The following is a 22,520-nucleotide window of genomic DNA, read 5'->3' as shown; positions in this document are numbered from 1 at the left end:
TTGCGGAGCTGCACAGCCTACAGCCGCGGCATTTGCTAATCGCCGACTGCCTATTATCTCGTGGAAGGAAACTGCTTACTTAGCTCCAACAGCGCCTCGCCGTTCATGTGGTAGAATACCGAATCTTGTTTCTGCTGCCTGGTCAGCTGGGCCATAAACAGGCTTAGCGAAGCTTTAGAGGTAGACGCGCGCAACGTAAGGCCGCTGGCTGGTAGCTCAACTCTAGAACTATTGCCGGAGCCACGCTGCTGCACCAACGAATCGGCGAGGGCGCCGGGCGACACATGTAACATCTGTTGCCAAGTGCTGTCAGGGCGCAATTGCTCCAATATAATGTTATAGCCTTGTCTCTCGCTCCGCAGCCGAAAAGAACCCTCGCGCGCTGGTACTTCTACCAAGCTTTCTTCCGTGCGGTTGGAGAGGTATCCGTATGGGGCGCTATACACATTCTTGATCCAATAGCGGCCATTACCCAATGCTTGATAGTCGTAGCTGGGAGTTTCAAAACTGGTAGACGTTTCGGTTCCTTCTTCCAAACCGTATGGATCATACGGCGAAATGCCACTGATTTCGTGCAGCCGGCTGTAAAACCATTCCCTCTGATCTGGTGCTTCACGCAGGGAATCGGGCACCGTCAGATTCGCCGCGAAAAACGGCTGAAGCCGCGGCACGGCGTCACGCTTGACGAAGAAATCTAATACGGAAGCAATGCGGTTTCTGGTGTTTTTTGTCAGCTTTGGCACTCGTTCGCCGGCTCCGTCTAGCTTCCCATTCTTCAGCAGCTTGTACTCCGCGGCTAGTTTCTGAAGTTGCTGCAACTGGCTCCGTTCGGCTACGGCAAACGCGCCCCACGGCCCGGCCGACGCCAGCAGTACTATTAACGCCAAGGAAGCCGGAATCCAGATAATACCCCGCCCCTGCCGCAGCAGGAAGTACGCCGCTATACCGGCCAGCCACCCCGCCAACACCAGCACGAAGTAGCGCTCCTCGGTGATGCCGTAAGCCTGTACGCGCGTACCAATAGCCACAAACAGCAACCCCAGCAGCGGAAACAAAGCCCTATAAAACCACCGCGCGAACGTGCGAATCCAGGTGTTTTCGGCGGCATGGCGAATGGGATGAATAAGAAGCAAAGCAAAGATGCCGGCTACGGAGAAAGCCAGCACCAGCGTAGAAACCCACCCTTTTGGCAGCGTCCAGAGCACCAGGATACGGGCCAGATAGGCGTACAGAATGACGAGGTACAGGACGACCAGCGGGAGCAGCACAAACTGCGTAAACAGCTTCAACCCTTTGGGATAAGCAGCATCTTGCTCCAACTCCTCGAAGTCGTGGGGCACCCCGGCCAGGAAAAACCAGGTGTTGAACACCGTGGCCAGCACCGTAAACAGATGCTCGTAAATGTGCCGGTCGAGCACGACGTTAAATAAATTTTGTATAGCTACCAGCGCCAGTGCGCAGCCAGCAAAAAGCACCCCCGAATACAGGCCCGCTGTGAGAATGCGCAGAAACAAAATCTCGTTGTAACGCCAGAAGCCTGGGGTATCGGCTGTGCGGCGCAACTCCGGCAGGTAGGGCACCACGGCCACCAGCAAATGCAGCCCGAGCAGTAGCAGCGCCAGCCGCAACGCCCATACCAAGCTGGGTTCGGTCGGACTTAGCGCATACCACAGCACCAGCAAACCCACAGCACCAGCCGCCGCCAGTGCCCGCCCCCACCACGGCCAACGGTACCGTTCCCCGGCCAGTGCCGCACTCAGCGTGAGCGTGAGCCCCAGCACCGCCGCCGATAGCACCGGAAACAACCAGTCTATAGTGTCTTTTTCCTCGTAGTCGAGGCGCTGATAATAGATGCACACGGCGCCTAGCAGCAAACTACACAGCAGAGTGAGCGGGAAGCGCCGCACCACACGGACAGCTTCGGCAGCCAAGTGCTGCAAAGAGGGCAGTTTCATAAGAGACAGGAAAGAGCAAGCAAGAAACGGATGAATCTGGCTTCTTCCATATTTTCCTGTTGAGTTACCAGCCCATATCCAGCCCATATATTGTATTGGCCCTTTCCGAGTACCGAAGCCGCACTGGTTTTCTTTCAATTGTGACACAGTCACGGCGTTTCGCGGCGGAGTGTTACCTTTGTCCCGGTGCCGAATATTGGCAATCCCCCCCTGTCTTCCTGACAAATGTTTTACACCCCTCGCCGGGTTTTGCAGGGCGCCACCGTCGCGGCCCTGCTCCTCACTAGCTGCCTGTCTGCCTTGGGGCAGCACGCGCATCACCCTACCCCCACCGCCGTTTCGGCTCCCACTGCCGCCGTACCCGACCGGCCGAGCGTGCACGGTATGCTGGTGTTTGGCACGAGTGCCGTGTTTGCCTCACACCTGCCCATGTTCCACAGCCCGCACCACTACCAGGTGCTGCTAGAACTCAGTCTGCCCGATTCGGCCCAGGCGGTATACGCGCAAAGCCAGCGGGAATTTCCCGCCGAAACCGTGTACACGCTGGAGCCGGAGCGGTTTGTGCTGCCCGAAGTAGTGCAGGCTCGCCAGTCTTTCCGCGGCACGCTCTATCGGGGCCACTTCGAGCGGGGCGGCGTACCCATCGCGCGCAACGTGCGCGTCAGCATCCGGCGCGTGGTGCACTTCCAGCAGCTCAACGCCGCTACGACACCGGCTCCGCAGCAGTCTTTTTTACTGTTCGGCAGCAGCCAGGAGCAGTTCTTGGTGCACCGCATCGAAGGCCAGCCCGATTTCGACCAGGTGTTGCGTGTGCGCGTAACCGATGCCAAAGCCGTGAAAAGCCTGCGGCAGAACGACGCGCTTTCGTGGCAATTGCCGGGCGCTAACGCCCGCAAGCCGCTACCTGCAACTTCCGCTACCGTAACGGGCACCAGTCAACAACGGCCCGTTCCGGTAACCGTGGAGAAGCAGCTGTACCTGGAGTTCGACGACCTCCGCTGAGTGATGCGCATCCATTATTTTCAACACATGGCCGCCGAAGGGCCGGGCTGGGTGGCCACCTGGGCCCACACGCACGGCCACAGCCTGACTAGCACGCGGTGGTTTGAACCCCAACCCGCTCTTCCGCAACTCACTGATGTGGACCTGCTGGTGGTGCTGGGTGGAGCTATGGGGGTGCACGACGAGGCCGAGTTTCCGTGGCTACGCGCCGAGAAGGTTTTTTTGCGGACTGCTATTGCGGCTGGTACGCCGGTGCTAGGCATTTGCTTAGGGTCTCAGCTGCTGGCGCAGATCTTGGGTGCTCGGATAGGCCCTAATACGGAGCCGGAAGTGGGCTTTTTCCCAGTGCATTTCACCGAAGCCATCCGGCAACATTCGTTGTTTCAGCACACCCCGGCGGTGCTACCCGTGCTGCATTGGCACTACGACACGTTTACCCTACCGCCCGGCGCGGTGGCCATGGCTTCATCGGAAGCCACGCCGTGTCAGGGATTTGTGTGGGAAAGCCGGGTGGTAGGGCTCCAATTTCATCCGGAAGCAACCGACGAGTTACTCGACGCGCTGCTTGATGCGGAAGGTTCCACCCTCCCAGCTGCGCCGCATGTGCAAACAATCGGCCACCTGAACCAGCAACGGCAACTTTTGGCCCAAGGTCCCAGCTTCCTTTTTCCGCTGCTGAATGCCTTAGTGGCGCAGCTTACGCCGTCTTTTCTAGGGGCTGATTTTCAGTAGTACTTTGCTGGTGGAGTTACGTGTAGACAGGTTTGGTGCTGAGGAGCATTGTCTTCCACAGAGCAAACCTGGCTATACAGCTTAGCTCTTCTATACCTGGCTGAGCTTTGCTACATACCACTGCCGGGTTTTCTGCGTAGTATGGGGACTCATCTTCTTTGTCTCTGTTCCTTCCTATGCGGCGTCCTTCTTTCCGTCAGTTGCTAGGCCTAAGCGTGCTGGGCGTGTTGCTGACGGTATTGATTGGCGCTTGGTTGCTGGGCACGCACTGGGGGCAGCGGCAGTTGGAGCACTTAATCCGCGAACGAGTAGCGCGTACTTCAGATTTGGTGCTCGCTCCCTTTGCAGTGGATATTTCCATCCTGCGCAACTTCCCCCACCTCACGGCCTCGTTGCAACATGTGTTACTGACGGATACCTCCTACCACCGCGCGGTACCCGTGCTACGCGTGGGCCAGGCTGATGCGCAACTGGAATTAGGATCTATTTGGCGGGGTGAGTTTCGGGTCAGCCACCTAACGCTACGCGACGTAGAGTTTCGCCAATTCACTGACTCGCTGGGGCATGACTGGGGCTTGCGGGGTAAAGGCCCCCGGAAAACAACGCCCAGCATCCCGCCCAATTTCGACCTTGACTCACTGGTTCTGCTCAACGTGCGCGTAACGGACCGCAACGAGCTGCACAGAAGTGGCTTCGAGGCGTATGTGCGGCACGGGCGGCTGGTGGCGCGGGTGCGCAAGGGTGTGGCTGAAGTAGGCGGTTTGCTGAATGGGCAATTGGTGTACTTACGCAGTGGGCAGGGCAACTTGTTTGAACAAGAGCCCATAGTGGCGCGGGTGAGCTATCAATACAATTTTCGGCGGCGCGAAGGCACTTTCCTGCGCACCCGCGCCACGCTCAACGGCGACACGGTAAGCATTGGGGGTACGCACCGGGGCCCGGCGCCCGGCGAGCCCCGCGGCACCCACCTCAACCTACGCTTCGAGGGCGACCAGCCCTTGCTGGAGGTGCTGCACGTGGCCTTGCCCACCAGCCTAAACAGGTACCTGCGAGGTGCTCGTAGCCCTAGTCACGCCCATATCTGGTACACCATTCGGGGTTTGAGCGGGCCTACCACCCGGCCCCGTACGGTCCTGCGCTTCACGCTCCGCAATGCCCAGATGCAGTGGACAGACGCCGCGCGGCGCATCCGTCGCTGGGACGCGCGCGGCGTATTCGATAATGGCCCCGGCCACTCGCCGCGCACGACTTACCTCACGTTCGAGCACTGTCGGCTTTATTCGAAGGCGGGTGAGTTGGATGCCGCCCTTACCGTGCGCGATTTCACGCGGCCCCGGCTGCTGGGCCATGTGCGCGGCCGCACCGAGCTGCAAACGCTAGCAGCAGTGGTGGCCCCCACGCTGTGGCGGGCCCGCCAGGGCCAAGCAGCCCTCGACTTAGAGCTGAATGGAGTATTGCCCACAATACCTAAGCGCACTGCCCGGCGTACCCTTCCTCCTCCCGATTCACTGTTGCGCCCCATTGCGGCCCGTGGTACCGTGCAATTCGAAAATGCCTCGTTCACAGTGCCGCGGCGGCAAGCCAATATGGTGGGGTTGAACGTGCGCATCCGTTTGCGCGACAGTCTGTGGGTGCTGGAAAACCTGTCGGGGCGCCTCAACGGGATGCAGGTACGCGCCAACGCCACCACCACGTATCTGCTAGCTTACTTCAGCGGCCAACATGCTACCACCACTGTAGCCGGCACGTTCGCGGTAGACGAGCTTAACCTAGCTGAGTTTCGCCGTTTGCTGGCCGACCCACGCCGCCGTACTACACCCACTGCTCCTCGCCTCCCACGCCCCGGCCGCACTCGGAACCAGGATCTGGCTTCGCGGGCCCTGAATGTGCTTCCCCCCGGTCTGCGGCTCAACATTCAGCTGCGATGTGGACGTTTGGTGCTGGCGGCCGACACGCTGGCAGACTTAGCGGCCACAGTCGACCACGATGGCCGTAGCGTGCAGCTCCGTGAGCTGCACGGGCGGGTATGGGGTGGGGAGCTGACTGGCCGCGTAAGTTGGCCCACCGACACCCTCACGTCTCAGCCTATCACCACCCAGTTAGCGGTACATTTTCCTCTGCTCAACTATCGTCAGCTCCTGGCCCGTGTTACGCGCCCGTCGCAGCGGGCATCTGCGGCCCCCACGGCCCCTACTTTGCGCGAAATACTCCTCGCTGCCAACGGGCAGGCCGTGGCCACCATCGACCGGCTGGTGCTGCCCACCAACGACCAGCTTCTGAACCTTCGTTTAAACATCAACAAAACGGGCCCCGACTTTCGAATTCCGGCCCTGACTTTTCGCTCTACTACGGGTGGCACTGGCCAACTCAGCGCCAGCGCCCGCCTCGATGGCACGCACCTAACCAATGCTCACGCCCGCCTCGACCTGCGCTACGCCACCCTGGATGTGCAGCACTTACTGCAGCTATTAGCGGCTCTCAGCACCGTTCCTCCCGATACGGATGGTGATACTGATACTCTCCGCCAACGCCGCCGGCCCCAGGGCACCCCTTCCCCTTTCCTCGACGGCACCGTAACTGGCCAGGTGCGCGTGACTGCCGACCAAGTGCGATATGCGGCGCTACAAGGCAGCCGCTTTCGGCTCGAAAGCAGCTTGGGAGCTGGAAAGGCACGGGTGGAACAATGCGACCTGCGGGCCTTCGGGGGTGATATTTCCTTGCGTGGTGAACTACTCACCGGTGCTGAAGCCAACCATCATCCGTTGCACGCGCAGCTGCGCCTACGCGGCTTACAGCTGCCGGAGCTATTTACGCTCGCCAGTGCGCTGGGCTTTGATGTACTAGGGCCCGACAATATTCGGGGCACGATGAACGGAGAAACGGACCTATATACAGATTTGGATAACACATTTCTGCCGCACTTGAACCAAACTTACGCCTTCCTAAAAACCGACCTGCGCAACTTGGAACTACTAAATGTAGAAGCCCTCATGACGGCCCTACGGTTTCTGCGCGAAGAACGCACCAGCCACCTTCTCTTCGAGCCCGTCAGTCCGCGTTTTGTACTCGATGGCGGCCGGCTGCTAATTCCGTCTCTAAACCTAAATAGCAACCTCACCGATATGGACGTGAGCGGCGAATATTACCTGAATGGCCAAGCGAATCTTTATGTGGGGTTGAGCCCCATGCAGGCATTATTTGGCAACAACCAAAAACGGGTTGCCCGTATCCGTAGCGGGGAAGCAACGGAGCGGCCTAGTCGGGGCCTACTCTACGTGAACTTAAGTCGTACTCCTGGCAGCCGCTACAAAGTGCGCCCGTTCAGGGGCCTAGAACAAAGCCAAAACCAGCTACAACTGCAACAGGAATACCAAGATCTACTGCGCACTCAGCGTCTTGATACTACGTTAAGGCTGCTTCGTTGAAAGCAACTTGCCTACTTCATTCTCACAAAAAAGACGGCCCGCAGTAGCAGGCCGTCTTTTTTGTGCAATGGATACGAATAACAGCCGCGATTCTTACTTCTGCACTGACACATGACGAACGGAAAATTCGTTGCCGTTCTGCACCTTCAGCGTGTACATGCCATTGGATAAAGTGCTCAAGTCAAGCTGGCTGGCAAAGTTGTCACGCACCGTGGCCGCATGCACACGCTGGCCGAGCATATTCACGACTTCCACCTGTAGCCCGTTCTTGGCATTGGCGCCGCGCACATCGAGGGTGAACAACCCGCTGCTGGGGTTAGGGAACACACTGATAGCCCGGTTGAGTGCGGCCGATGTACCTAGCGGAGTAGTGTTGAAGCGAAACCGACGTCCCGCATCGGGCAAAGTCGTCCTGTTAAAGATTAAGCCTTGATTCGATGTATATAGAGCGCCCTGCCACGCAACAGCCGACCAGGCGGCCGTTTCTGCTTTGGTCCCTAGCACTAGACGGCCATTGAGAGGGCCCGTTCCTTTCAGCCCTACATACCCCAAGCTTGCCTCTGCACTACCAGTACCGGGGGTGAAAGAACCGTAGACGAACTCAATAGCGTTGGTAGTTTCGTAGAGTTTGACTTGAAAACTAGCGTCGGTGTATTGAGTTGGCTCGTCGAATTCACTCATGCCAGACCATTCCACCGTGCATACACGGTTAGGCGCTGTCCCAGTTGTTTCAAAGCGAAAACTTGAGGTAGCTGAAATTCCCACTAAGTCATCAGATAAGGGAAACAGCATATTCTCATCAGCTGGGTTCGTGCTGTTCAGAAAATCATCGTTATCATCGCTGGGTGGAGTGGCACCAAGCTTCAAGGCTCCATTGGTGTTCAGCACAAACTGGGTGAAGTTTTGCCCGTTGTAGTTGAACGTAAAACCAATAAGTTGAGGATCCGAATTATCATCGTCAGCATCGTCTACCCTAATGGTCGTGCTTGTATTGCCGAGGAGAGTGTATGCGCTAGTTGTATTGGTAACAGAAGTGGGAGGATAATTCAGCGCTTGCCCTTGAGCGCCCAAGGAAACCAGGCCAAGTAAGGCGAGCGACGCTAGATTTTTGCGGCCATACAAATGTGCGAAGAGGTAAGTCTTTTTCATAGTGGAGAAGAAAAATGGTGAGAATTGAGACATCCTGATAGATCTACTCGCAGGTAGAGCTATACACTTCACAGCCACAGAAAAAACAATGCCATTGTTTTAATATATCGTTGTATAATTCAACCTGCAATAGAACAGTGCAATAGCAACTAGTATGGTAGCCGCAGCCACAACCATTACGGTTGCTGCAAAACACTTATCAAGCAAAAAAGGCAGCCAATTACTGACTGCCTTCTCCACAACATTGCTCAAGCCCTTCCCTACTTCTGCACCGACACGTGGCGGATGGAGAAGTCGTTGCCATTCCGCACTTTCAGCGTGTACATGCCATTAGGCAAGTTGCCCAAGTCAAGTGGAGTGGCAGTGTTGTCTCGGACTACGGCCGTGTGAAGGCACTGGCCCAGCGTATTTATAACTTTCACTTGCAAACCATTTTTGCTACTGGCGCCGCGCACATCGAGCGTACATAACCCGCTGCTTGGGTTTGGGAACACGTTGACGGCTTGCTCCAACGCGGCTGAGGTGCCTAGCGGAGCAGTGCCGAAACGGAACGTGCGTCCTACTTGCGGTAAGGTCGTTTTGTCGAAATCAAATTTTTCGGTGGCATAAAGATTGCCTCGCCAAGTACCAGCCGCCCACGGGGTTGTTGCTGACTTGGTTGCTAACACTAAGCGACCATTAAGAGGGCCCGTTCCTTTTAGGCCAACAGAGCTGATCGACGTTTTTGCGGTACCGTTGCCTGGTGTAAACGGACCATATACGAACTCAATGGTGTTGATGGTCTCGTAGAGTTTGACTTGAAAGCTGGCATCCGTGAACTGCTTTGGGCCAACGGATTCGTCCATGCCGGCCCACTCCACCGTGCACACCCGGTTGGGCGCCGTGCCCGTAGTTTGAAAGCGGAAACTCGTAGTGGTAGAAGCGGCCTGCAAATCCTCGTACAAAGGAAATAGCATGTTGTTGTTCGCTGGGTCCACACTGATGAGAAAATCATCAAACGTATCGGTGGGCGGTGTGCTGCCAAGCTTCAACGCCCCATCGGTATTGAGTATAAACTGGGTGAAATTTTGCCCGTTGTAGTTGAATGTGAAGCCGATGGGCTGGGGTGCGGAGTTAGCGTCGTCCCTGCTGGCCACCACAATAGCCGTGCTGGCGCTACCTAGTGGCGTGAAGGTGCCAACTGTACTACTGACGGATGCGGGAGTGAAATTTAGGGATTGACTTTGGGCACCTAAGGCACTGATACCGAACACGGTTGCTAGAACCGAGCTTTTGTGGCCGGACAGGTAGTCGAGAAAGTAGGGTTGCTTCATAAAAAGGAAAAAAGCAGTGGTTGAAAGCACCTGCCTCTACTGGCTTGTAGAGCTTCAGGTTGCAATGGAGCAGAAAGGTACGTTGTGGGTTCTTAGAGAGAAACTCAAAAGTCTGACTATTCATCCTTCCGGGGCCCGCTGGCTAAAAGCTATTCTTGAATTATAGAGAGCAGGCCACAGATAGTCAAAGCCGGGCTCGGTCTGCACCAAATACTCCAATAAACACCGCTAGCTTGCTCCTACTCACCAGGATTCAGCAGTTCTTCCACTTCCAGCAACAACGCCGTGTTTTCTAGAATATCATGTAGTTGGCCCAGTTCTACCAACGAAAAAACCATGGCGAGCTTCGGAGCCGGAGTTCGGAGGGCAATGCAGCGGCTTTCGGGGTCAGGGGTGCTGAACTGGTGGTGCTGCCAAGTTTGCTGAATGCACTGCCGAAACTCCTGAAACTCGGGGACCGTGGCGGCTAAGGCGACGTTTCCAAAGCACACGTGCAAATGGCGCGTCCGGGGGCACCGGGCGCAGTAGCCAAACTCATTGTGGTGAAAGAACTGGGCCATGTGAAACGGAAAGTAGTGCGTACTTTACCTGCGCCTGTTGCTCAGACGCGCGTCAGCCGGCCACGCGGCCGGGCCGCGTGGCCGCGCCGGGCTACGGGGTGGGCTTTGGAGCGCCGAAACCACATCATGAAGCCGGTGATGGTGATGACAGCGCTGCTAAGGGCCAGCAGACTATACAGCACCTTGATGCCCAGACCGCCATATTGCCCGAAATGCAGCGTACGGAGCGCCAAATCGAGCTTTTCCAGCGGCTTAAGGTCCTGTTGGCGAGTGAGCTTGCGGAGCTGAGCCGCGCCGGGTACGTTAGCGAATTCCACCTTGTTCACGGAGCCGCCCCACAGCCAGGAGTCGGCAGGCGAGGTGCCGAGTACGCTGATGGGCGCTTCGGGCTTACGGGGGAAATTGACGCGCGTCAGGTGCAGACCTGGCACTTGCTGAGCTGCTTCCCGAATGAGTACGTCAAGATTGGCGGCTACGGCGGGCAATGTGGCCTGCGGCTTCTCCTCGTTGCTCAGGATTTTTTGCAGATCGAAAGCGTCCCAGCTCATCCAGAGGCCACTGCTCGCCAGCAATAGCTGAAACAGCAGCGCCCACACGCCCAGCACTCGGTGCAGCCCCGACGAAGCCGCCCGCCAGTTGCGCCAGCTCACCCGCTGCCGAAACAACAGCACTTTCAGCAGCGACTTGCGGTACACGATGCCGCCCGTGAGGGTAGAACCGAGCAGGCAGATGGCAAAAAAGCCCGCCAGCGCCTCGCCCACGTGCTTGAGATAAAAGCTGTAGTGCAGAATAATCAGCGCATCGGTAAAGGAATTGAACGACTTGCCCAGCACCTGCCCAGTGTAGGGATTCACGAACAGCCGCCCGTACTCGCCGGCTTCGTAAATGCGGATTTCCAGCGTTTCGTTGGGTGTTTGGGGGATGTGACGGAGCGAGTAGAAAATGGCCGCCGGCTCGTGCTGCCGCGTCAGCCGGTACAAGGTATCGTAGCTCAGGAGCCGCGGCTGCGCTTCTACCCGAAACAGCTCCGGGTGGCTCAGCTCGTTTATTTCTTCCCGAAAAACCATCAGCGCGCCCGTGCAGAAAAACACGAGAATGAAGCTGCCCGCCAGCAGGCCGAGCCAGGAATGAAGCGCAAAGAGCCGGCGGTTGATGGGCATTGCTGCGTTGGAGACGTTAGATCTAACAAATCAAAGCTTAAACAAGTAGTGTGGCACGGACTTCAGTCCGTAGCCTCCTTTTGCCACCTACCCAAACTGAGCTAATGGCAGGACTACGGACTGAAGTCCGTGCCACTAACTAGCCCGCTAAAAAGAGTATCCCACGCTCAGATTCATACGGGCACCGTTGCCACGGGTGTAGTTCGTATCGTTGCCATAGAACTGCGCAATAGTTGGATAGTACGCCTTGTTCAGTAGGTTTTCTACGCCCAGGCCCACCGTGATTTGCTCACCAGGACGATACGCGGCGCTGAAATTGAACAAGTCGAAGGGCTTAAGCGGACCCTCACCCGGAGCATAGAGCGCCGTAGCCGTGGGGCGGGCCAGCGGCTGAAACCGCTCTCGGCGGCCCGAGCGCACGTAATTCAGGTTGAGGCTCAGCTTCTCGAAGGGCGAGTAGCGAATGTAGCCGGTGGCTTTAGGCGGGGTGATGCGGGTGCTGTTCAGATACACGTCGTCGGCGTCGGAGAAGCTGCCGTTGTCGCCGCGGTCGGCTTTGCCTTCCACCCAGGAGTAGGAGCCCCCGATGGAAAGCTGGTCTAGCGCGGCCCAATCCAGCGTCAGTTCATAGCCCCAGACACGTTCGGGCAGGCGCTGCGGCACCAGAACGCCGTCTACCTGCACCAGGTTGGCGCCCAGGTCGGAGCGGCTGATGTAGTACACGCCACCCACGTTCACGGGGCCAAGCTGGCTGTTGAGGCCCGCCTCGTAGTTGCGCACCACCACCGGATTGGTTTCCAGCTCGCTGATATTCGTGACCTTCTTGCCTCCCACCGACGCCGTGCGCAGCGTACGGCCCAGTTCGTAAAGCGAAAATCCTTCCGAGTAGCTCACGAAGGGGTTCAGCCACTTAAAACGCGAGTAACGCAGGCCGGCGTTGTACACGGTTGTGTTGTACTTGAGCGTACCACCCTGCACGGCGTCGCCGCCCACGTAGGTGGTGCCGCTCTGCGTGCGCAGGGTTTGGTAGTCATCCACCCCTACGCGGATATTTTCGCGGCGGGCACCGGCTTTCAGGACCAAATGCTCGAAGAGTGTAGCGCGGAGCTGCGCGTAGGGCGCGAGGTTGCGCATGTTCATTTCCGGGGCCCACACCCGGCTATCCACGAGGGTTTGCGAGGTCCGGTCGTTGAGCACGTCGAGGCCGTAGGTGAGGTCGGCGCTGAATTGCTCGCCGGTCAGGATGGGCGTGTTCAGGTTCAGGCGCAGGCCTTTCTTGTCGGAGTTGATTTCCGACTGGCCGCTGTTTTCAAAAAAGGTGCGGTCGACGCTGTAAATCGTGCGGAAATCCTGCCAGTAGCCGGTCAGGTCGAAGGAAGTGCGCAGCGGCAGGCGTTCCTGGCCGCGGTACACGAGGTAGGCATTGTGGTTGTGGCGGGTGCCTTCGTCGGTGCCCGGCCGCTCGCCGCGGACACCAATGGCCGGAAACTCGCCGTACTCGCCGTTTTGCAGCACGTAGTCGGAGCGTTGGCGGCTGCTGAAGTAGTTGTACATCACCTCCACCCGGTCTCGGGGCGTGAGGTCGTAGCCTAGCTTGGCGAAGCCGTTGTAGGTTTTGGTTTCACCCAGGCCGTACTCCGGCGAAATCACCTGCCCGCGCGCATCCTTGAACACGCCGGTCTGGTCGTAAGAGCCGCTTACCACGTAGTCGAAAGCTTTTTGTTTGCTGTAAAACTGCTGGGAAGCGCGGTAGCCGAGCGTGTTGCCATCAAGGCCGGGCAGGCTGCTGTTTACGCCCAGCGTCGTTTGCCCGCCGAAGGTTTTGCCCACCACCGGCTTCTTGGTGATGTAGTTGATCAAGCCGCCGTCGGCGCCGTTGCCATAGATGGAAGTAGCACCTTTGATGACTTCGATCCGCTCAATTACGCCGGGGTCGATGATGCGGATGTCGCGGGAGCCGGCGCGTAACGGCGCACTCTGCGGAATGCCATCCACGAGCACCAGCAGGTTGCGCCCACGCAGGGTCTGGCCGAAATTGCCGGTTTGGTTGGTGCTCACCCCCAAACCCGGCACCGCGTTGCCGACCACGGCGGCAATATTGCCGGGCGTGCTGGCCGTTTGCACCGCAATTTCCTTGGCTCCCAGCACCGTCACCGACACGGGCGTTTCGTTGATAGTCTCCGCCCGCCGGCTCGCCGACACGATAACCTCGTTCAATTGCGCGGCGTCTTCCGGGAGCGTGAGCCGTACCTCCGCCGACTGCCCCTCTCCTACCGTAATGTTTTGCTGCTGCGTTTTGTAACCGATGAAACGTGCTTCCAGCGTATAGGAACCAGCCGGCACGCCATCCAGGCGGAAAGAGCCATCGGCCTGCGTGGCAGCTCCCAACGTAGTGCCGCGCAGCACCACATTAACGCCTGGCAGGCTACTGCCGAGCTTATCCGTTATGCGGCCGCTTACTGAGCCAGTGGCTTGCGCCAAGGCAACAACGGAGGTCGAAGTAAGAACGAAGACAGTTATAGGAAGGCGCAGCAGAAGTGCGAGCAGCAGGCGGTGCATGGGCTGTGAAGGAAGTTTCGACAGCACAAAGGTAGAACCAGCCGTTGGGCCTGGCAAGGTTTATTTAGACAAATTTTAAATAGCGAAATTACAGTCAGTCAATCACTACTCCAAAATACAAGCGCAGCAGCGGATTTGCAGCACGGAGCGCCGTTCTTTCGCCAGCTATAACTACGGCAAAACCTCAGAAGCCTTTGGGCAAATCGGTGCCGCGAATGGTGCGAAACAGGCTCAGCGCGTTTTGATCGGTGAGGCCGCCGATGTAGTCCGTCAGCAGGATGATTTGCTCGTAAGCGGTGGCGCCATCCTGCTCCCCCATGGCACGAAACTGCTCCGGCAGCAGTTGCAGCAGCTTGCGGGAACGGGGGCTGCTCTGCGGGTCGAAGGTGGCGTGCAGGAAGGCATCGAGCAACCCAGCCAGCACTTCGAAGCCCGCCGCCTCAATCTCCAGCACCGGGCGGCTGCGGTAGAGGTAGTCTACGGTGAGGCGATGCACGTGCTGAAGCTGCTCCCAGCAGTCGAGCTGCTGCACCAACGGCTCATCGGGGCGGCCACGCAGCAGGTCGTCGGCGCGGTCGGCGAAGAGGCGGGCGGTTTGTTGCACGAGGCGGTTGATGAGGCGGGCGCGCAGGTAGCCCAGCTCCTCGCGCCAGTCGCGCCACTCCACGGAACCGCGCCGGTCGGGGGCATCGCCTAGCATGTCGCGCAAGATGCGCAGCCCCATTTCGTGCGGAATCAGACCTAGCTTCAGGCCATCTTCAAAATCAATGATTCGGAAGCAGATATCATCGGCGGCTTCCACCAGAAAGGCTAGCGGATGGCGGTGATAGAAGCCGCCAATGTCGGTGCCGGGCGGCTTGCTGAGCAGCCCCATCTCGCGGGCTATTTCCAGGAAGCGGGAGGCTTCGGTCTGGAAGTAACCGTACTTTTTTTCGCTGGTGCCCTGCGTGCGGCCCGCTTCATCTACCACCGAAGGCCGCGGGTATTTGGTGAAGGCACCCAGCGTGGCGTAGGTGAGGCCCAGACCAGCCGAGCCGCTGCTGTGGGCGGCGTAGGTGTGGGTAAGAATGCGGAAGCCGGCCGCGTTGCCTTCAAACTGCTGCAAATCGGCACGCTGGGCCGCGTTGAGCATGCGCACAAAGGGCTCGGCCGCCGAACTACGGAAGTACGCCGAAATGGCGTCCTCGCCGGAGTGCCCAAACGGCGGATTGCCGATGTCGTGGGCCAGGCAGGCCGCGGCCACGATGTCGCCGAAATCGGAGTCGAGGTGAGGTAGCGCGGACGACAAACCGCTGGTTTCTTCGAGCAGCAAACGTCCCCCAAGCCGGCCAAGAGAGCGGCCAACGCAGGCGGTTTCGAGCGAGTGCGTAAGGCGCGTGTGCACGAAATCAGTTTCGGGCAGCGGCATTACTTGTGTTTTGCGTTGCAGGCGCCGAAACGCCGAGCTGAACACCACCCGGTCGTAGTCCTGCACGAAAGACCCGCGTACGGGCGGCGCATCGGTCACTACGTGGAGCTGGGGCTGGGCCGGATAACGACGGCGACTCAGGAGCCGCTCCCACGTCATGGTGGGGCCGGCGGTATCGGGGGTGAGGTGAAGCATGGAGCAGGCAAGGTACGGCGAAGGCCACGCTTTCGTGGCTCTGTAGCCTCAAACGAGTCTTTTCTCTTTCTGGCATATGCGGGGTTGCGCCTGAAGAAGAAAAACACCCACCTGAGCGGCGAAAAAGCTCAGAAGCTGTGCTTGAAACGCTGCGAACTAGTGAGTCATTGGAACGGATAGAGAAACAGCCTTGCTATGGCAACCCTGCGTTGCGGCGTAGCTGTGTGGCGGCAAGAGGATTGTAGCCTTTGGTCGGTTTGGGGATGGTTATTCCGTTCCCGTGCAGAGGCCGTTAGTCGACTCTCGTAAGCTCAAGCCAAAATATTGTATACACATCAAAAAATACTTCACTGCTGTTAGCAGGAGCAATGGTTGACGAGCTACAAGCCCACTCAATGACATTGCCAAATTTATATCAACACGGAATTAGTCAATAAATACTGTAGCTTAGGTGAGTTGTTCGTTCTCTTAACCTAGCTTCATATGAAAACAAGCTTCTTACGCTCCTGGCCGCTGTTTGCAGCGGCAGCATTGGCTTTAAGCCCGCTCCATCCGGCGGCGGCGCAGACCGCGCCTACTTCCCGCATTCCCTTTTTGTGGCCTTTTTCGGCCCAGTCCATCTGGAACATGCCCATTGGCAGTAATGCCGTGTACGTGGGCGTGAACATGCCCCCGCTTGGGTTGGTCAACAATGACGTGGAGTTCATCTACAAAAGCACCGCCACCGACCCGCTCCGGCCGGTGCACCTGGTAAGTGGTGATTTTACGCACCGCGTGCCCAGCGGCGAAACGCCTTCTTTCGTGTCCGTTCACATCCCCGACAACTTCGTGGTGCCCGACGCGACGCTTGAGCCTTACTACACGCCCAACAATTGCGCCGCCTTCATTGAGCCCGATGGCGAAACCATTATCGAGTTGGAGCCCCTCACCCGCCCCCAGGTAGGCGGCCGGGTGTATGCTTATAATGCCTCCCGCGATGGTCAGAACTCGCAGAACATTAAAGGACCTGGCACCTGGGGTTCCCACTTCGGCTCCAGCCTGAGCACCTTGGGCGGCTCCATCCGCAGCGGCGAAATGTCGAGTTCGGAACCTATCCGGCACGCTATAAAGCTGGAGCTGGATACCCACGTTTTGTGGAAGGACCCCACGGATGGCGCGAAAAGCTACCGTTGGCCGGCGTACAACGCCGATGGCTGGACCGGAGCTTACGGTGTGTACAACAAGACCGACAAAGCCCTATCCATGGGTGCCCTGCTGGCCATTCCGCCGTCCGTAACGCTGGCCAGCCTCAACTTGCAGACTCCCCAGGGCCGCAAGATTTTCACCGTGCTGCAAGACTATGGTGCCTACATCGTAGATACGTCGGGGGCGGGCTACCAAACCAATGGCGGCTACACCGTGAACGTGTGCGTGGAGAAGTCGGTCAGCGACTCAGAGTTCAGCTTCGAGGGCTATCCGGGCAAAAACGACGCCTGGTACCAGGATTTCAAGAAGATTATGGCCGTGCTGAAAGTGGTGGATAATAATTCCGCGGCAAGCATCGGCGGCGGTGGTACGCCCCGGCAGCCCCTGGCACCACCCTTTGCCGGCGAGGCCACCACAAACACCGGATTTTCCGGCACCTATAAAATCACGGCCCGGCACAGCGGTAAGGCGCTGGACGTAGACGGCGGCAACACTGCCACGCAGGACGGCGCCAACGTGCACCAATGGGACTACGAGGGCGCCGCCAACCAACAGTGGACCATCAGCTCCGTGGGCGGTGGCTACTACAAGTTGCTGGCCAAGCACAGCAACAAAGCGTTGGACGTGAGTGGATCGGGCACGACCAATGGTACCAACGTGCAACAGTGGACTGACAACGGCACCTCGGCTCAGCAGTGGTCTATTGAGGCTACTACCGATGGCTACTACAAGCTCATCAACCGCAACAGCGGCAAGGCGCTCGATGTAGCAGGTGGCTCCGGCGCTACGCAGAACGACGTCAATGTGCACCAGTGGGACTATGTGAGCGGCACCAACCAGCAGTGGAAACTGGAAAAAGTTACGACCACGCAAGCGCGGGCCTTGGGCACTGGCAGCTCCACAACGGCCAAGTCGGGCGGGGCGCAAACCTCGGCGGTGTACCCCAACCCCGCTGACCGTAAGGTTAGCGTCGACTACACGAGCACCAGCACGGGCAGTGTGCGCGTAGAAGTACTCGACGCTGTGGGCCGGGTGGTGCAAACGAATACCGTTCTCACCAATCTGGGCCTGAATGCGCTGTCGGTGGATGTGCAGCGAGTGCCCAAGGGTATGTACTACCTGCGACTCACACCGGCAAAAGGCGCCGCTTCGACGCAACGCTTGCTTATTGCCCGCTAGAGAACCGCACTTTCTCTGCGTTAGAAGCCCCGGTCGCAGTTCCTGTTTCAGGATGCGGCCGGGGTTTCCTCTTTGGGCTTGCTTGAGTTTAGGTACAAGCGCCGCCTGCGCGCTTACATGCAAAGAACCTTCGGCGCGCCGAAAGTTCTTTGCCCCGCTAGTTCGGTCTTAGCTGTTGGAGCGGCACTTCATGCCACTTGGTGAATGCCAGCCACTCCCGACGCCAATGATTGTAGTCGCCTAAGACGCAGATTACTCTGTCGCCTTTGAAGTAGATGCGGGTCTTTACTTCCTTGTTTCGCCAGTCTATAGCTCCTGCCTCATCGGGCTCCATGTCTTCCACGTTCTGCCAGAGGAAGGAACGAGGAGTTTCGTGTTCTTGGCCCAGCATATCTTGCCAGAGCCGCATAGCATGCGCAATCGGGGAGGGAAACATGGAGGTTGGCAACAAACCAATAAATGGAAAACAGGCTGCCCAATGCAGACTGAACGACAGAGCAATATAATTTTATTTCTGCCAGTTGATACTTCTTCTTACCAGAAATAAAAAATATAAAAGCTCAACTATGCAATCAGGCTGTTTCCGAATAACCACGCATTAATTCTAAAAAGCCGATGGCACTTTATAACTATCTTATTCATGCCCGACGACGCGTAGCGTCTGCCTATAATGCCAAACGCCAACAACGCCACTGTATCAGACAATGATGGTAAGGCTGCACTGCGCAAGGTGTCAGCCCGCTCCGCTTGTTGGGTTGGGTGGCAAAAAGTGGCTTCTCTACTGTTGGACCAGCCTACGACGCGAGGTTTTGACGGGCCTTCTGAAGTTGTTCCGCTGAACAGAGCGAACTTTGAGGCTGCTCCTGCTTTCGTCTGCCCATGTCAGATACCATCCCGTCCCTGGACCCTTACACGCTGGTGAACCGCTATTACAGCAAGCCCAGCTTTTTGCAGCCTAAAGACTCAGCGAAGGGTGGGTTTATGGACGTGCGCAAAATCGAAGATGTAGCCCACGATTTTCGGCTGCCCGTGCCGTTGACCCGCACGCAGGTATACGCCGCCAGCTTAATTTGCGAAGGCCAGCTCACCCGCACCGATGGCCTCATCACGTATGTACTGGGTCCTAATACTTTATACTTCGATTCCCCAGGCCAGATTATAAGCATGCAGGAAGTCACTCTGGATTGTAAAGGCTACTTCATTTTGTTTGATGCCGATTATTTCCTGCACGAGCTTCGGGACGCGCACACCCTGCTGAACCTGCCCTTCTTCCGCCTCGACAACTCCCCGCTCGTGCGCCTGCCCGCAACTGAGGCGGCCGTCATTTATGGCTATTTCGAGCAGATGGAGGCCTACTATCGCACGCCCAACCAGCCCGATCAAGCTGCTCTCATCAGCACCTTGCTTTACTTGGTGTGCCTGCGCGCCAAGCAGTTCTGCCACTCCTCGCCCCTCGACAGTACTTCGGCCGCCGCTACGTTGGCGCACCGATTTCAGCGGCTGCTGCCGGTTCATATTCTCAGCCGCCGCACCGTAGCCGACTACGCCGACCTGCTGGCCGTGACGCCCGACTACCTCAGCAAATGCGTGAAACGCACCACGGGCAAAACCGCCAGCGAGCTTATTACGACGGTGCTCGTGATGGAAGCCTGCGTGCTGCTGCGCCAAACGGACCGCCCCATTTCGGAAGTAGCGGCCCAGCTGCATATCGATGACCTGTCGTACTTCGGGCGGCTCATTCGCAAGCACACGGGCTATTCGCCTTCGGCTTACCGTCGGCTTACCTGAATTGTCCCAGTATCGGCCGGAATTAGTCTACCCGCTACTGATGGTGGGCCGGACCTTTGCGGCGTTGGGTTTCGCTGGTGCAGCGAGCCAACGCCGCGGCCCACTCTTCTGGCCCGGCAACTGACTTTTCCATTTGCCGCATGTATCGTTTCATTCTGACTATGCACTCCTGGAACCGCTGGGTGGTGCTGCTGGCCGCCGCTATGGCCCTGACGCTGGCGTGGCGCGGCTGGCTAGGCCGCCGCGCCTTCGGCCGGCCCGATAACCTGGCGGGCGCCGTGCTTACCGGCTCATTGCACCTGCAACTGCTCTTAGGCCTATGGCTCTACAGCTCGCTTAGTCCGTGGCCCCGGCTAGCCTTTCAGCAAGGCTTGGGCACTGCCTGGCAAGATCCAACGCTGCGGTTCTGGTCGGTGGAGCATATTAGCTTGATGCTGACGGGCGTAGTGCTGGCCCAAGTAGGACGGAGCTTGAGTAAGCGGGCGGCCTCCGATACTCAGAAACACCGCCAAGCCGCCGTATTCTACTCTCTGGCGATACTGCTTATTCTGCTGGGGGTTCCGTTTGCCTCGCGTCCGTGGTTCCGGTTTTGACGCTATGCTCTACGAAATGGCCCGTTTACTGCTGCATTCCACTCCTCTTCTGGCGGCTCCCCTTGCCTCCCGCGCCGTTTTCCGGGTGCGTTATGAACTAACTTTGGCTACGCTCAGCGCCGGTCGTATTTGTGGGCAGCGGACGGTGCGCGGCCAATTGCTGGCTGCCACCAATGAGCTAAATATCTTGTTGGCTGACCTCTACGACCAGTTTCGCACTCAATCCGGCCTCATGGGCATTCACATTCTCAGCGTCCGCAAAGCTTCCAACAGGGGCTGCACGACCATCTAACGCGTTTTCCTCTATGAATTTCTCTTTGCTGACCACCCCGCTAGGGCGCCTTCGGGTGGTTGCTTTTCTGGAAGGCTGCTCTTTTTTGCTGCTGCTTGGCGTCGCGATGCCGCTAAAATACCTGGCCGGGCAGCCCGAACCCGTGCGCCAAGTAGGTACCGCGCACGGTGTGTTGTTTGTGCTTTACGTGCTGCTGCTGATGCAAAACGCTCTCGAAAGCCGGTGGCCACTGCGCAAAGTGCTGCTAGGCTTGGTTGCTTCGTTCGTGCCGCTGGGTACGTTTTGGGCCGATAAGCATCTGTTCATCCCCAAACCTCCAACGGCCTCATGACTGCCTTGCAGCTAGGGCGGGGCGTGTTTACAACAATGGCGCTAATAGTAGCCGTGGTACCGTGGATAGCCGATTACAACGAAACCCACGTTTTCAATCCGCGCTGGCCCCCGCACGCCAAGTATCACAATGCGCAAACATTGCTGCTTGGCACCAGCTCGGGGCTGTTGGCGCTTTGGTTTTTGTGGCGGCCCGCTCCCACTCCTGCTACCGCCTTGGTTTACTTCGATGTCGCAGCTTGGTTTGTGGCTCTGTATTGGCTGACTATGGTACCCAGCATTCTGCTACCTAACACCGCCCACGCCGATCCAGAATTTGCGAATCGACTCCCCCAAATCGGCAGTTTTACGCTCAACCAAACTGTGATTGGCGTGTTCTGGCTGCTGGTAGTTCTAGGAACATGGGGCTTGGTGCATTGGGACGCTGGCGCGACCCTAATCTAAACCGTCTACAGTGGCTCCTCCCCCATCCGGCCGAGCAGGCGCACCGTGGCGTAGCCGAGCAGCAGAAACACTCCGTAAAGCAGCGTTACGCCCCAGGTGCCGGAGTGAGAGGCAGGGTGTAGCACGCGACTGAGGATGTCGTAGAATAAGGTGAGCGGGTTGGTGATGATATCCCAGGAGTTGAAGCGCAGGTAGCGGCCCAGGTAGACGCCGAAACTGCTCAGTAGTAGAGCGACGGTAGCAAAACCCCAACCCGCGCCCCAGCCCAGGCGGCGAGCTACCAGCGCCTGCATGTCGGTGAGGGAGGCATAGGCCAGCATGAGACCATTCCAGGCGCAGCTCAGCAGCAGGGCCAAGTCGAACCAGTACGGCACGCCGGTACGGGGTTCAAGGTGGAAAAGGTCGGTGAGGATGTAGGGCGCGTTGGGGAAGAACAGCAGCCACACGGCTCCAACGGGCACTAATATCCGGGCTTTCAACTTGCCCGCCGAGAGGCCCAGCATAGTGCTCAGCCCAAACGGAATAAGCGCCAGAAACAAATTCCAGAGCAGAAACACGAAGGTGATGCGGTGCGTCAGAAACACCCGAAACGTAATCAGGACCACGCTGAGCGTGAGGGAGGCGCCTAGTATCAGCAGCAGGCTGAGGCGCTGACGGATCTGAGGCAGAGCAAGAGTTACGGGCATCGGCATGAACACAAGTACGGAAATTCCGGGCTTGCAAACGCTGAGGTAGCGCCGCGTATTGTACCGGGAAGCAGAACCTCAGCCAATAACAAAAACGCAGAGCCCGATCCGCTATTTATCGAACCACACCGAGTAAATCAGCCACAGCACCACCGCAACGGCCATAATGTACCATCCCCACTTGCCCGAATCTTGCGGGAAGTTGCCCTGGGTGCGGGGTCTGCGCTTTAAGCCTGGAAGCAGTTGCATAACGGCGAAAGTTGATTGGTCTTCCAACGCAACCGGCTGACGTTCTGTTATTGTTCCGATAGCAGGAAATAGGCCGGCTAGCTCAAATTACGGAACAAGAGCCCCGGAGGGGCAACATATCGGTAGTCGTTGTGCCCCTCACCATTCCAGAGCCCCATCGGGGCGGCACAAAGCATCCAACGATTTGGTGTCGCCCCGATGGGGCTTTACCTAACCTTACGGTCGTTTTTTCTACCGATATGTCGCCCCGCTGGGGCTTAACGGCTGTTAAAGGTATATTGGAGTAGTTGGCCTTCTGTATCTCATCAGGCACACG

Annotated in this window: 19 protein-coding genes; 9 read left to right on the top strand and 10 right to left on the bottom strand. The window is 57.9% G+C overall.

The window, feature by feature from the left end; translation table 11 throughout:
- Positions 1–53 precede the first annotated feature (53 nt).
- Complete coding sequence (locus ACYSMN_RS05930) at positions 54–1,955, bottom strand: DUF4153 domain-containing protein (protein WP_488922933.1); 1,902 nt, start codon at positions 1,953–1,955, stop codon at positions 54–56.
- A 225-nt stretch (positions 1,956–2,180) separates the two neighbouring features.
- Between ACYSMN_RS05930 and ACYSMN_RS05925 the strand changes: the two genes are divergently transcribed.
- From ACYSMN_RS05925 to ACYSMN_RS05915, 3 genes are all read left to right on the top strand, one after another.
- Positions 2,181–2,957: a hypothetical protein gene (locus ACYSMN_RS05925; RefSeq protein ID WP_488922932.1), complete on the top strand. Its 777-nt coding sequence runs from the start codon at positions 2,181–2,183 to the stop codon at positions 2,955–2,957.
- Between the two features lie 3 nt (positions 2,958–2,960).
- Positions 2,961–3,689, top strand: a complete 729-nt coding sequence (locus ACYSMN_RS05920; protein ID WP_488922931.1) for a type 1 glutamine amidotransferase — start codon at positions 2,961–2,963, stop codon at positions 3,687–3,689.
- Between the two features lie 176 nt (positions 3,690–3,865).
- The gene (locus ACYSMN_RS05915) at positions 3,866–7,114 is read left to right on the top strand and encodes an AsmA family protein (protein WP_488922930.1); all 3,249 of its coding nucleotides are present in this window, start codon (positions 3,866–3,868) and stop codon (positions 7,112–7,114) included.
- 93 nt (positions 7,115–7,207) lie between these two features.
- Here the strand turns inward: ACYSMN_RS05915 and ACYSMN_RS05910 are convergent, their stop codons facing one another.
- From ACYSMN_RS05910 to dgt, 6 genes are all read right to left on the bottom strand, one after another.
- Positions 7,208–8,263, bottom strand: coding sequence for a T9SS type A sorting domain-containing protein (locus ACYSMN_RS05910; RefSeq protein ID WP_488922929.1), 1,056 nt, complete (start codon positions 8,261–8,263; stop codon positions 7,208–7,210).
- A 260-nt stretch (positions 8,264–8,523) separates the two neighbouring features.
- Positions 8,524–9,576 (bottom strand): T9SS type A sorting domain-containing protein, encoded by a 1,053-nt coding sequence (locus ACYSMN_RS05905; protein WP_488922928.1) that lies wholly within the window; start codon positions 9,574–9,576, stop codon positions 8,524–8,526.
- 239 nt (positions 9,577–9,815) lie between these two features.
- Positions 9,816–10,136: a DUF6686 family protein gene (locus ACYSMN_RS05900; protein ID WP_488922927.1), complete on the bottom strand. Its 321-nt coding sequence runs from the start codon at positions 10,134–10,136 to the stop codon at positions 9,816–9,818.
- A gap of 41 nt (positions 10,137–10,177) precedes the next feature.
- Positions 10,178–11,296, bottom strand: coding sequence for a PepSY-associated TM helix domain-containing protein (locus ACYSMN_RS05895; RefSeq protein ID WP_488922926.1), 1,119 nt, complete (start codon positions 11,294–11,296; stop codon positions 10,178–10,180).
- A 147-nt stretch (positions 11,297–11,443) separates the two neighbouring features.
- Positions 11,444–13,855, bottom strand: coding sequence for a TonB-dependent receptor (locus tag ACYSMN_RS05890; protein ID WP_488922925.1), 2,412 nt, complete (start codon positions 13,853–13,855; stop codon positions 11,444–11,446).
- A 184-nt stretch (positions 13,856–14,039) separates the two neighbouring features.
- The gene (gene dgt / locus ACYSMN_RS05885; RefSeq protein ID WP_488922924.1) at positions 14,040–15,458 is read right to left on the bottom strand and encodes a dGTP triphosphohydrolase; all 1,419 of its coding nucleotides are present in this window, start codon (positions 15,456–15,458) and stop codon (positions 14,040–14,042) included.
- Between the two features lie 483 nt (positions 15,459–15,941).
- Here dgt and ACYSMN_RS05880 point away from each other — a divergent pair, with 483 nt between their 5' ends.
- Positions 15,942–17,822 carry a T9SS type A sorting domain-containing protein gene (locus ACYSMN_RS05880; protein ID WP_488922923.1) on the top strand — a complete coding sequence of 627 codons (1,881 nt, stop codon included), beginning with the start codon at positions 15,942–15,944 and terminating at the stop codon, positions 17,820–17,822.
- 157 nt (positions 17,823–17,979) lie between these two features.
- Here ACYSMN_RS05880 and ACYSMN_RS05875 read toward each other — a convergent pair whose 3' ends face one another.
- Positions 17,980–18,258 carry a hypothetical protein gene (locus tag ACYSMN_RS05875; protein WP_488922922.1) on the bottom strand — a complete coding sequence of 93 codons (279 nt, stop codon included), beginning with the start codon at positions 18,256–18,258 and terminating at the stop codon, positions 17,980–17,982.
- 443 nt (positions 18,259–18,701) lie between these two features.
- Between ACYSMN_RS05875 and ACYSMN_RS05870 the strand changes: the two genes are divergently transcribed.
- The 5 genes from ACYSMN_RS05870 (at position 18,702) to ACYSMN_RS05850 (ending at position 21,269) form a co-directional block, all read left to right on the top strand.
- Positions 18,702–19,610 (top strand): helix-turn-helix domain-containing protein, encoded by a 909-nt coding sequence (locus tag ACYSMN_RS05870; protein ID WP_488922921.1) that lies wholly within the window; start codon positions 18,702–18,704, stop codon positions 19,608–19,610.
- Between the two features lie 140 nt (positions 19,611–19,750).
- On the top strand, positions 19,751–20,203 hold the full coding sequence (locus ACYSMN_RS05865) for a hypothetical protein (protein WP_488922920.1): 453 nt from the start codon (positions 19,751–19,753) through the stop codon (positions 20,201–20,203).
- A 16-nt stretch (positions 20,204–20,219) separates the two neighbouring features.
- Positions 20,220–20,495: a hypothetical protein gene (locus tag ACYSMN_RS05860; RefSeq protein ID WP_488922919.1), complete on the top strand. Its 276-nt coding sequence runs from the start codon at positions 20,220–20,222 to the stop codon at positions 20,493–20,495.
- A 13-nt stretch (positions 20,496–20,508) separates the two neighbouring features.
- Positions 20,509–20,826 (top strand): DUF3817 domain-containing protein, encoded by a 318-nt coding sequence (locus ACYSMN_RS05855; protein WP_488922918.1) that lies wholly within the window; start codon positions 20,509–20,511, stop codon positions 20,824–20,826.
- The gene (locus ACYSMN_RS05850; protein WP_488922917.1) at positions 20,823–21,269 is read left to right on the top strand and encodes a DUF6640 family protein; all 447 of its coding nucleotides are present in this window, start codon (positions 20,823–20,825) and stop codon (positions 21,267–21,269) included. The genes ACYSMN_RS05855 and ACYSMN_RS05850 overlap by 4 nt, the downstream gene beginning before the upstream one ends.
- A gap of 5 nt (positions 21,270–21,274) precedes the next feature.
- Here the strand turns inward: ACYSMN_RS05850 and ACYSMN_RS05845 are convergent, their stop codons facing one another.
- Both ACYSMN_RS05845 and ACYSMN_RS05840 read right to left on the bottom strand, forming a co-directional pair.
- Positions 21,275–21,955, bottom strand: a complete 681-nt coding sequence (locus ACYSMN_RS05845) for a DUF1361 domain-containing protein (protein WP_488922916.1) — start codon at positions 21,953–21,955, stop codon at positions 21,275–21,277.
- A 111-nt stretch (positions 21,956–22,066) separates the two neighbouring features.
- Entirely contained in the window at positions 22,067–22,204 is a 138-nt protein-coding gene (locus ACYSMN_RS05840; RefSeq protein WP_488922915.1) for a hypothetical protein, read from the bottom strand.
- Between the last annotated feature and the right edge of the window lie 316 nt (positions 22,205–22,520).

The organism is Hymenobacter sp. M1-2, from assembly GCF_057808495.1.
Note: the sequence above shows the minus strand (reverse complement) of the source record. Positions and strands in the feature narration are given on the sequence as shown.

Bases quoted from the DNA above. Each gene is read 5' to 3' on its own strand.
- ACYSMN_RS05930 (WP_488922933.1), bottom strand. From the start codon at position 1,955: ATGAAACTGCCCTCTTTGCAGCACTTGGCTGCCGAAGCTGTCCGTGTG.
- ACYSMN_RS05925 (WP_488922932.1), top strand. From the start codon at position 2,181: ATGTTTTACACCCCTCGCCGGGTTTTGCAGGGCGCCACCGTCGCGGCC.
- ACYSMN_RS05920 (WP_488922931.1), top strand. From the start codon at position 2,961: ATGCGCATCCATTATTTTCAACACATGGCCGCCGAAGGGCCGGGCTGG.
- ACYSMN_RS05915 (WP_488922930.1), top strand. From the start codon at position 3,866: ATGCGGCGTCCTTCTTTCCGTCAGTTGCTAGGCCTAAGCGTGCTGGGC.
- ACYSMN_RS05910 (WP_488922929.1), bottom strand. From the start codon at position 8,263: ATGAAAAAGACTTACCTCTTCGCACATTTGTATGGCCGCAAAAATCTA.
- ACYSMN_RS05905 (WP_488922928.1), bottom strand. From the start codon at position 9,576: ATGAAGCAACCCTACTTTCTCGACTACCTGTCCGGCCACAAAAGCTCG.
- ACYSMN_RS05900 (WP_488922927.1), bottom strand. From the start codon at position 10,136: ATGGCCCAGTTCTTTCACCACAATGAGTTTGGCTACTGCGCCCGGTGC.
- ACYSMN_RS05895 (WP_488922926.1), bottom strand. From the start codon at position 11,296: ATGCCCATCAACCGCCGGCTCTTTGCGCTTCATTCCTGGCTCGGCCTG.
- ACYSMN_RS05890 (WP_488922925.1), bottom strand. From the start codon at position 13,855: ATGCACCGCCTGCTGCTCGCACTTCTGCTGCGCCTTCCTATAACTGTC.
- dgt (WP_488922924.1), bottom strand. From the start codon at position 15,458: ATGCTTCACCTCACCCCCGATACCGCCGGCCCCACCATGACGTGGGAG.
- ACYSMN_RS05880 (WP_488922923.1), top strand. From the start codon at position 15,942: ATGAAAACAAGCTTCTTACGCTCCTGGCCGCTGTTTGCAGCGGCAGCA.
- ACYSMN_RS05875 (WP_488922922.1), bottom strand. From the start codon at position 18,258: ATGTTTCCCTCCCCGATTGCGCATGCTATGCGGCTCTGGCAAGATATG.
- ACYSMN_RS05870 (WP_488922921.1), top strand. From the start codon at position 18,702: ATGTCAGATACCATCCCGTCCCTGGACCCTTACACGCTGGTGAACCGC.
- ACYSMN_RS05865 (WP_488922920.1), top strand. From the start codon at position 19,751: ATGTATCGTTTCATTCTGACTATGCACTCCTGGAACCGCTGGGTGGTG.
- ACYSMN_RS05860 (WP_488922919.1), top strand. From the start codon at position 20,220: ATGGCCCGTTTACTGCTGCATTCCACTCCTCTTCTGGCGGCTCCCCTT.
- ACYSMN_RS05855 (WP_488922918.1), top strand. From the start codon at position 20,509: ATGAATTTCTCTTTGCTGACCACCCCGCTAGGGCGCCTTCGGGTGGTT.
- ACYSMN_RS05850 (WP_488922917.1), top strand. From the start codon at position 20,823: ATGACTGCCTTGCAGCTAGGGCGGGGCGTGTTTACAACAATGGCGCTA.
- ACYSMN_RS05845 (WP_488922916.1), bottom strand. From the start codon at position 21,955: ATGCCCGTAACTCTTGCTCTGCCTCAGATCCGTCAGCGCCTCAGCCTG.
- ACYSMN_RS05840 (WP_488922915.1), bottom strand. From the start codon at position 22,204: ATGCAACTGCTTCCAGGCTTAAAGCGCAGACCCCGCACCCAGGGCAAC.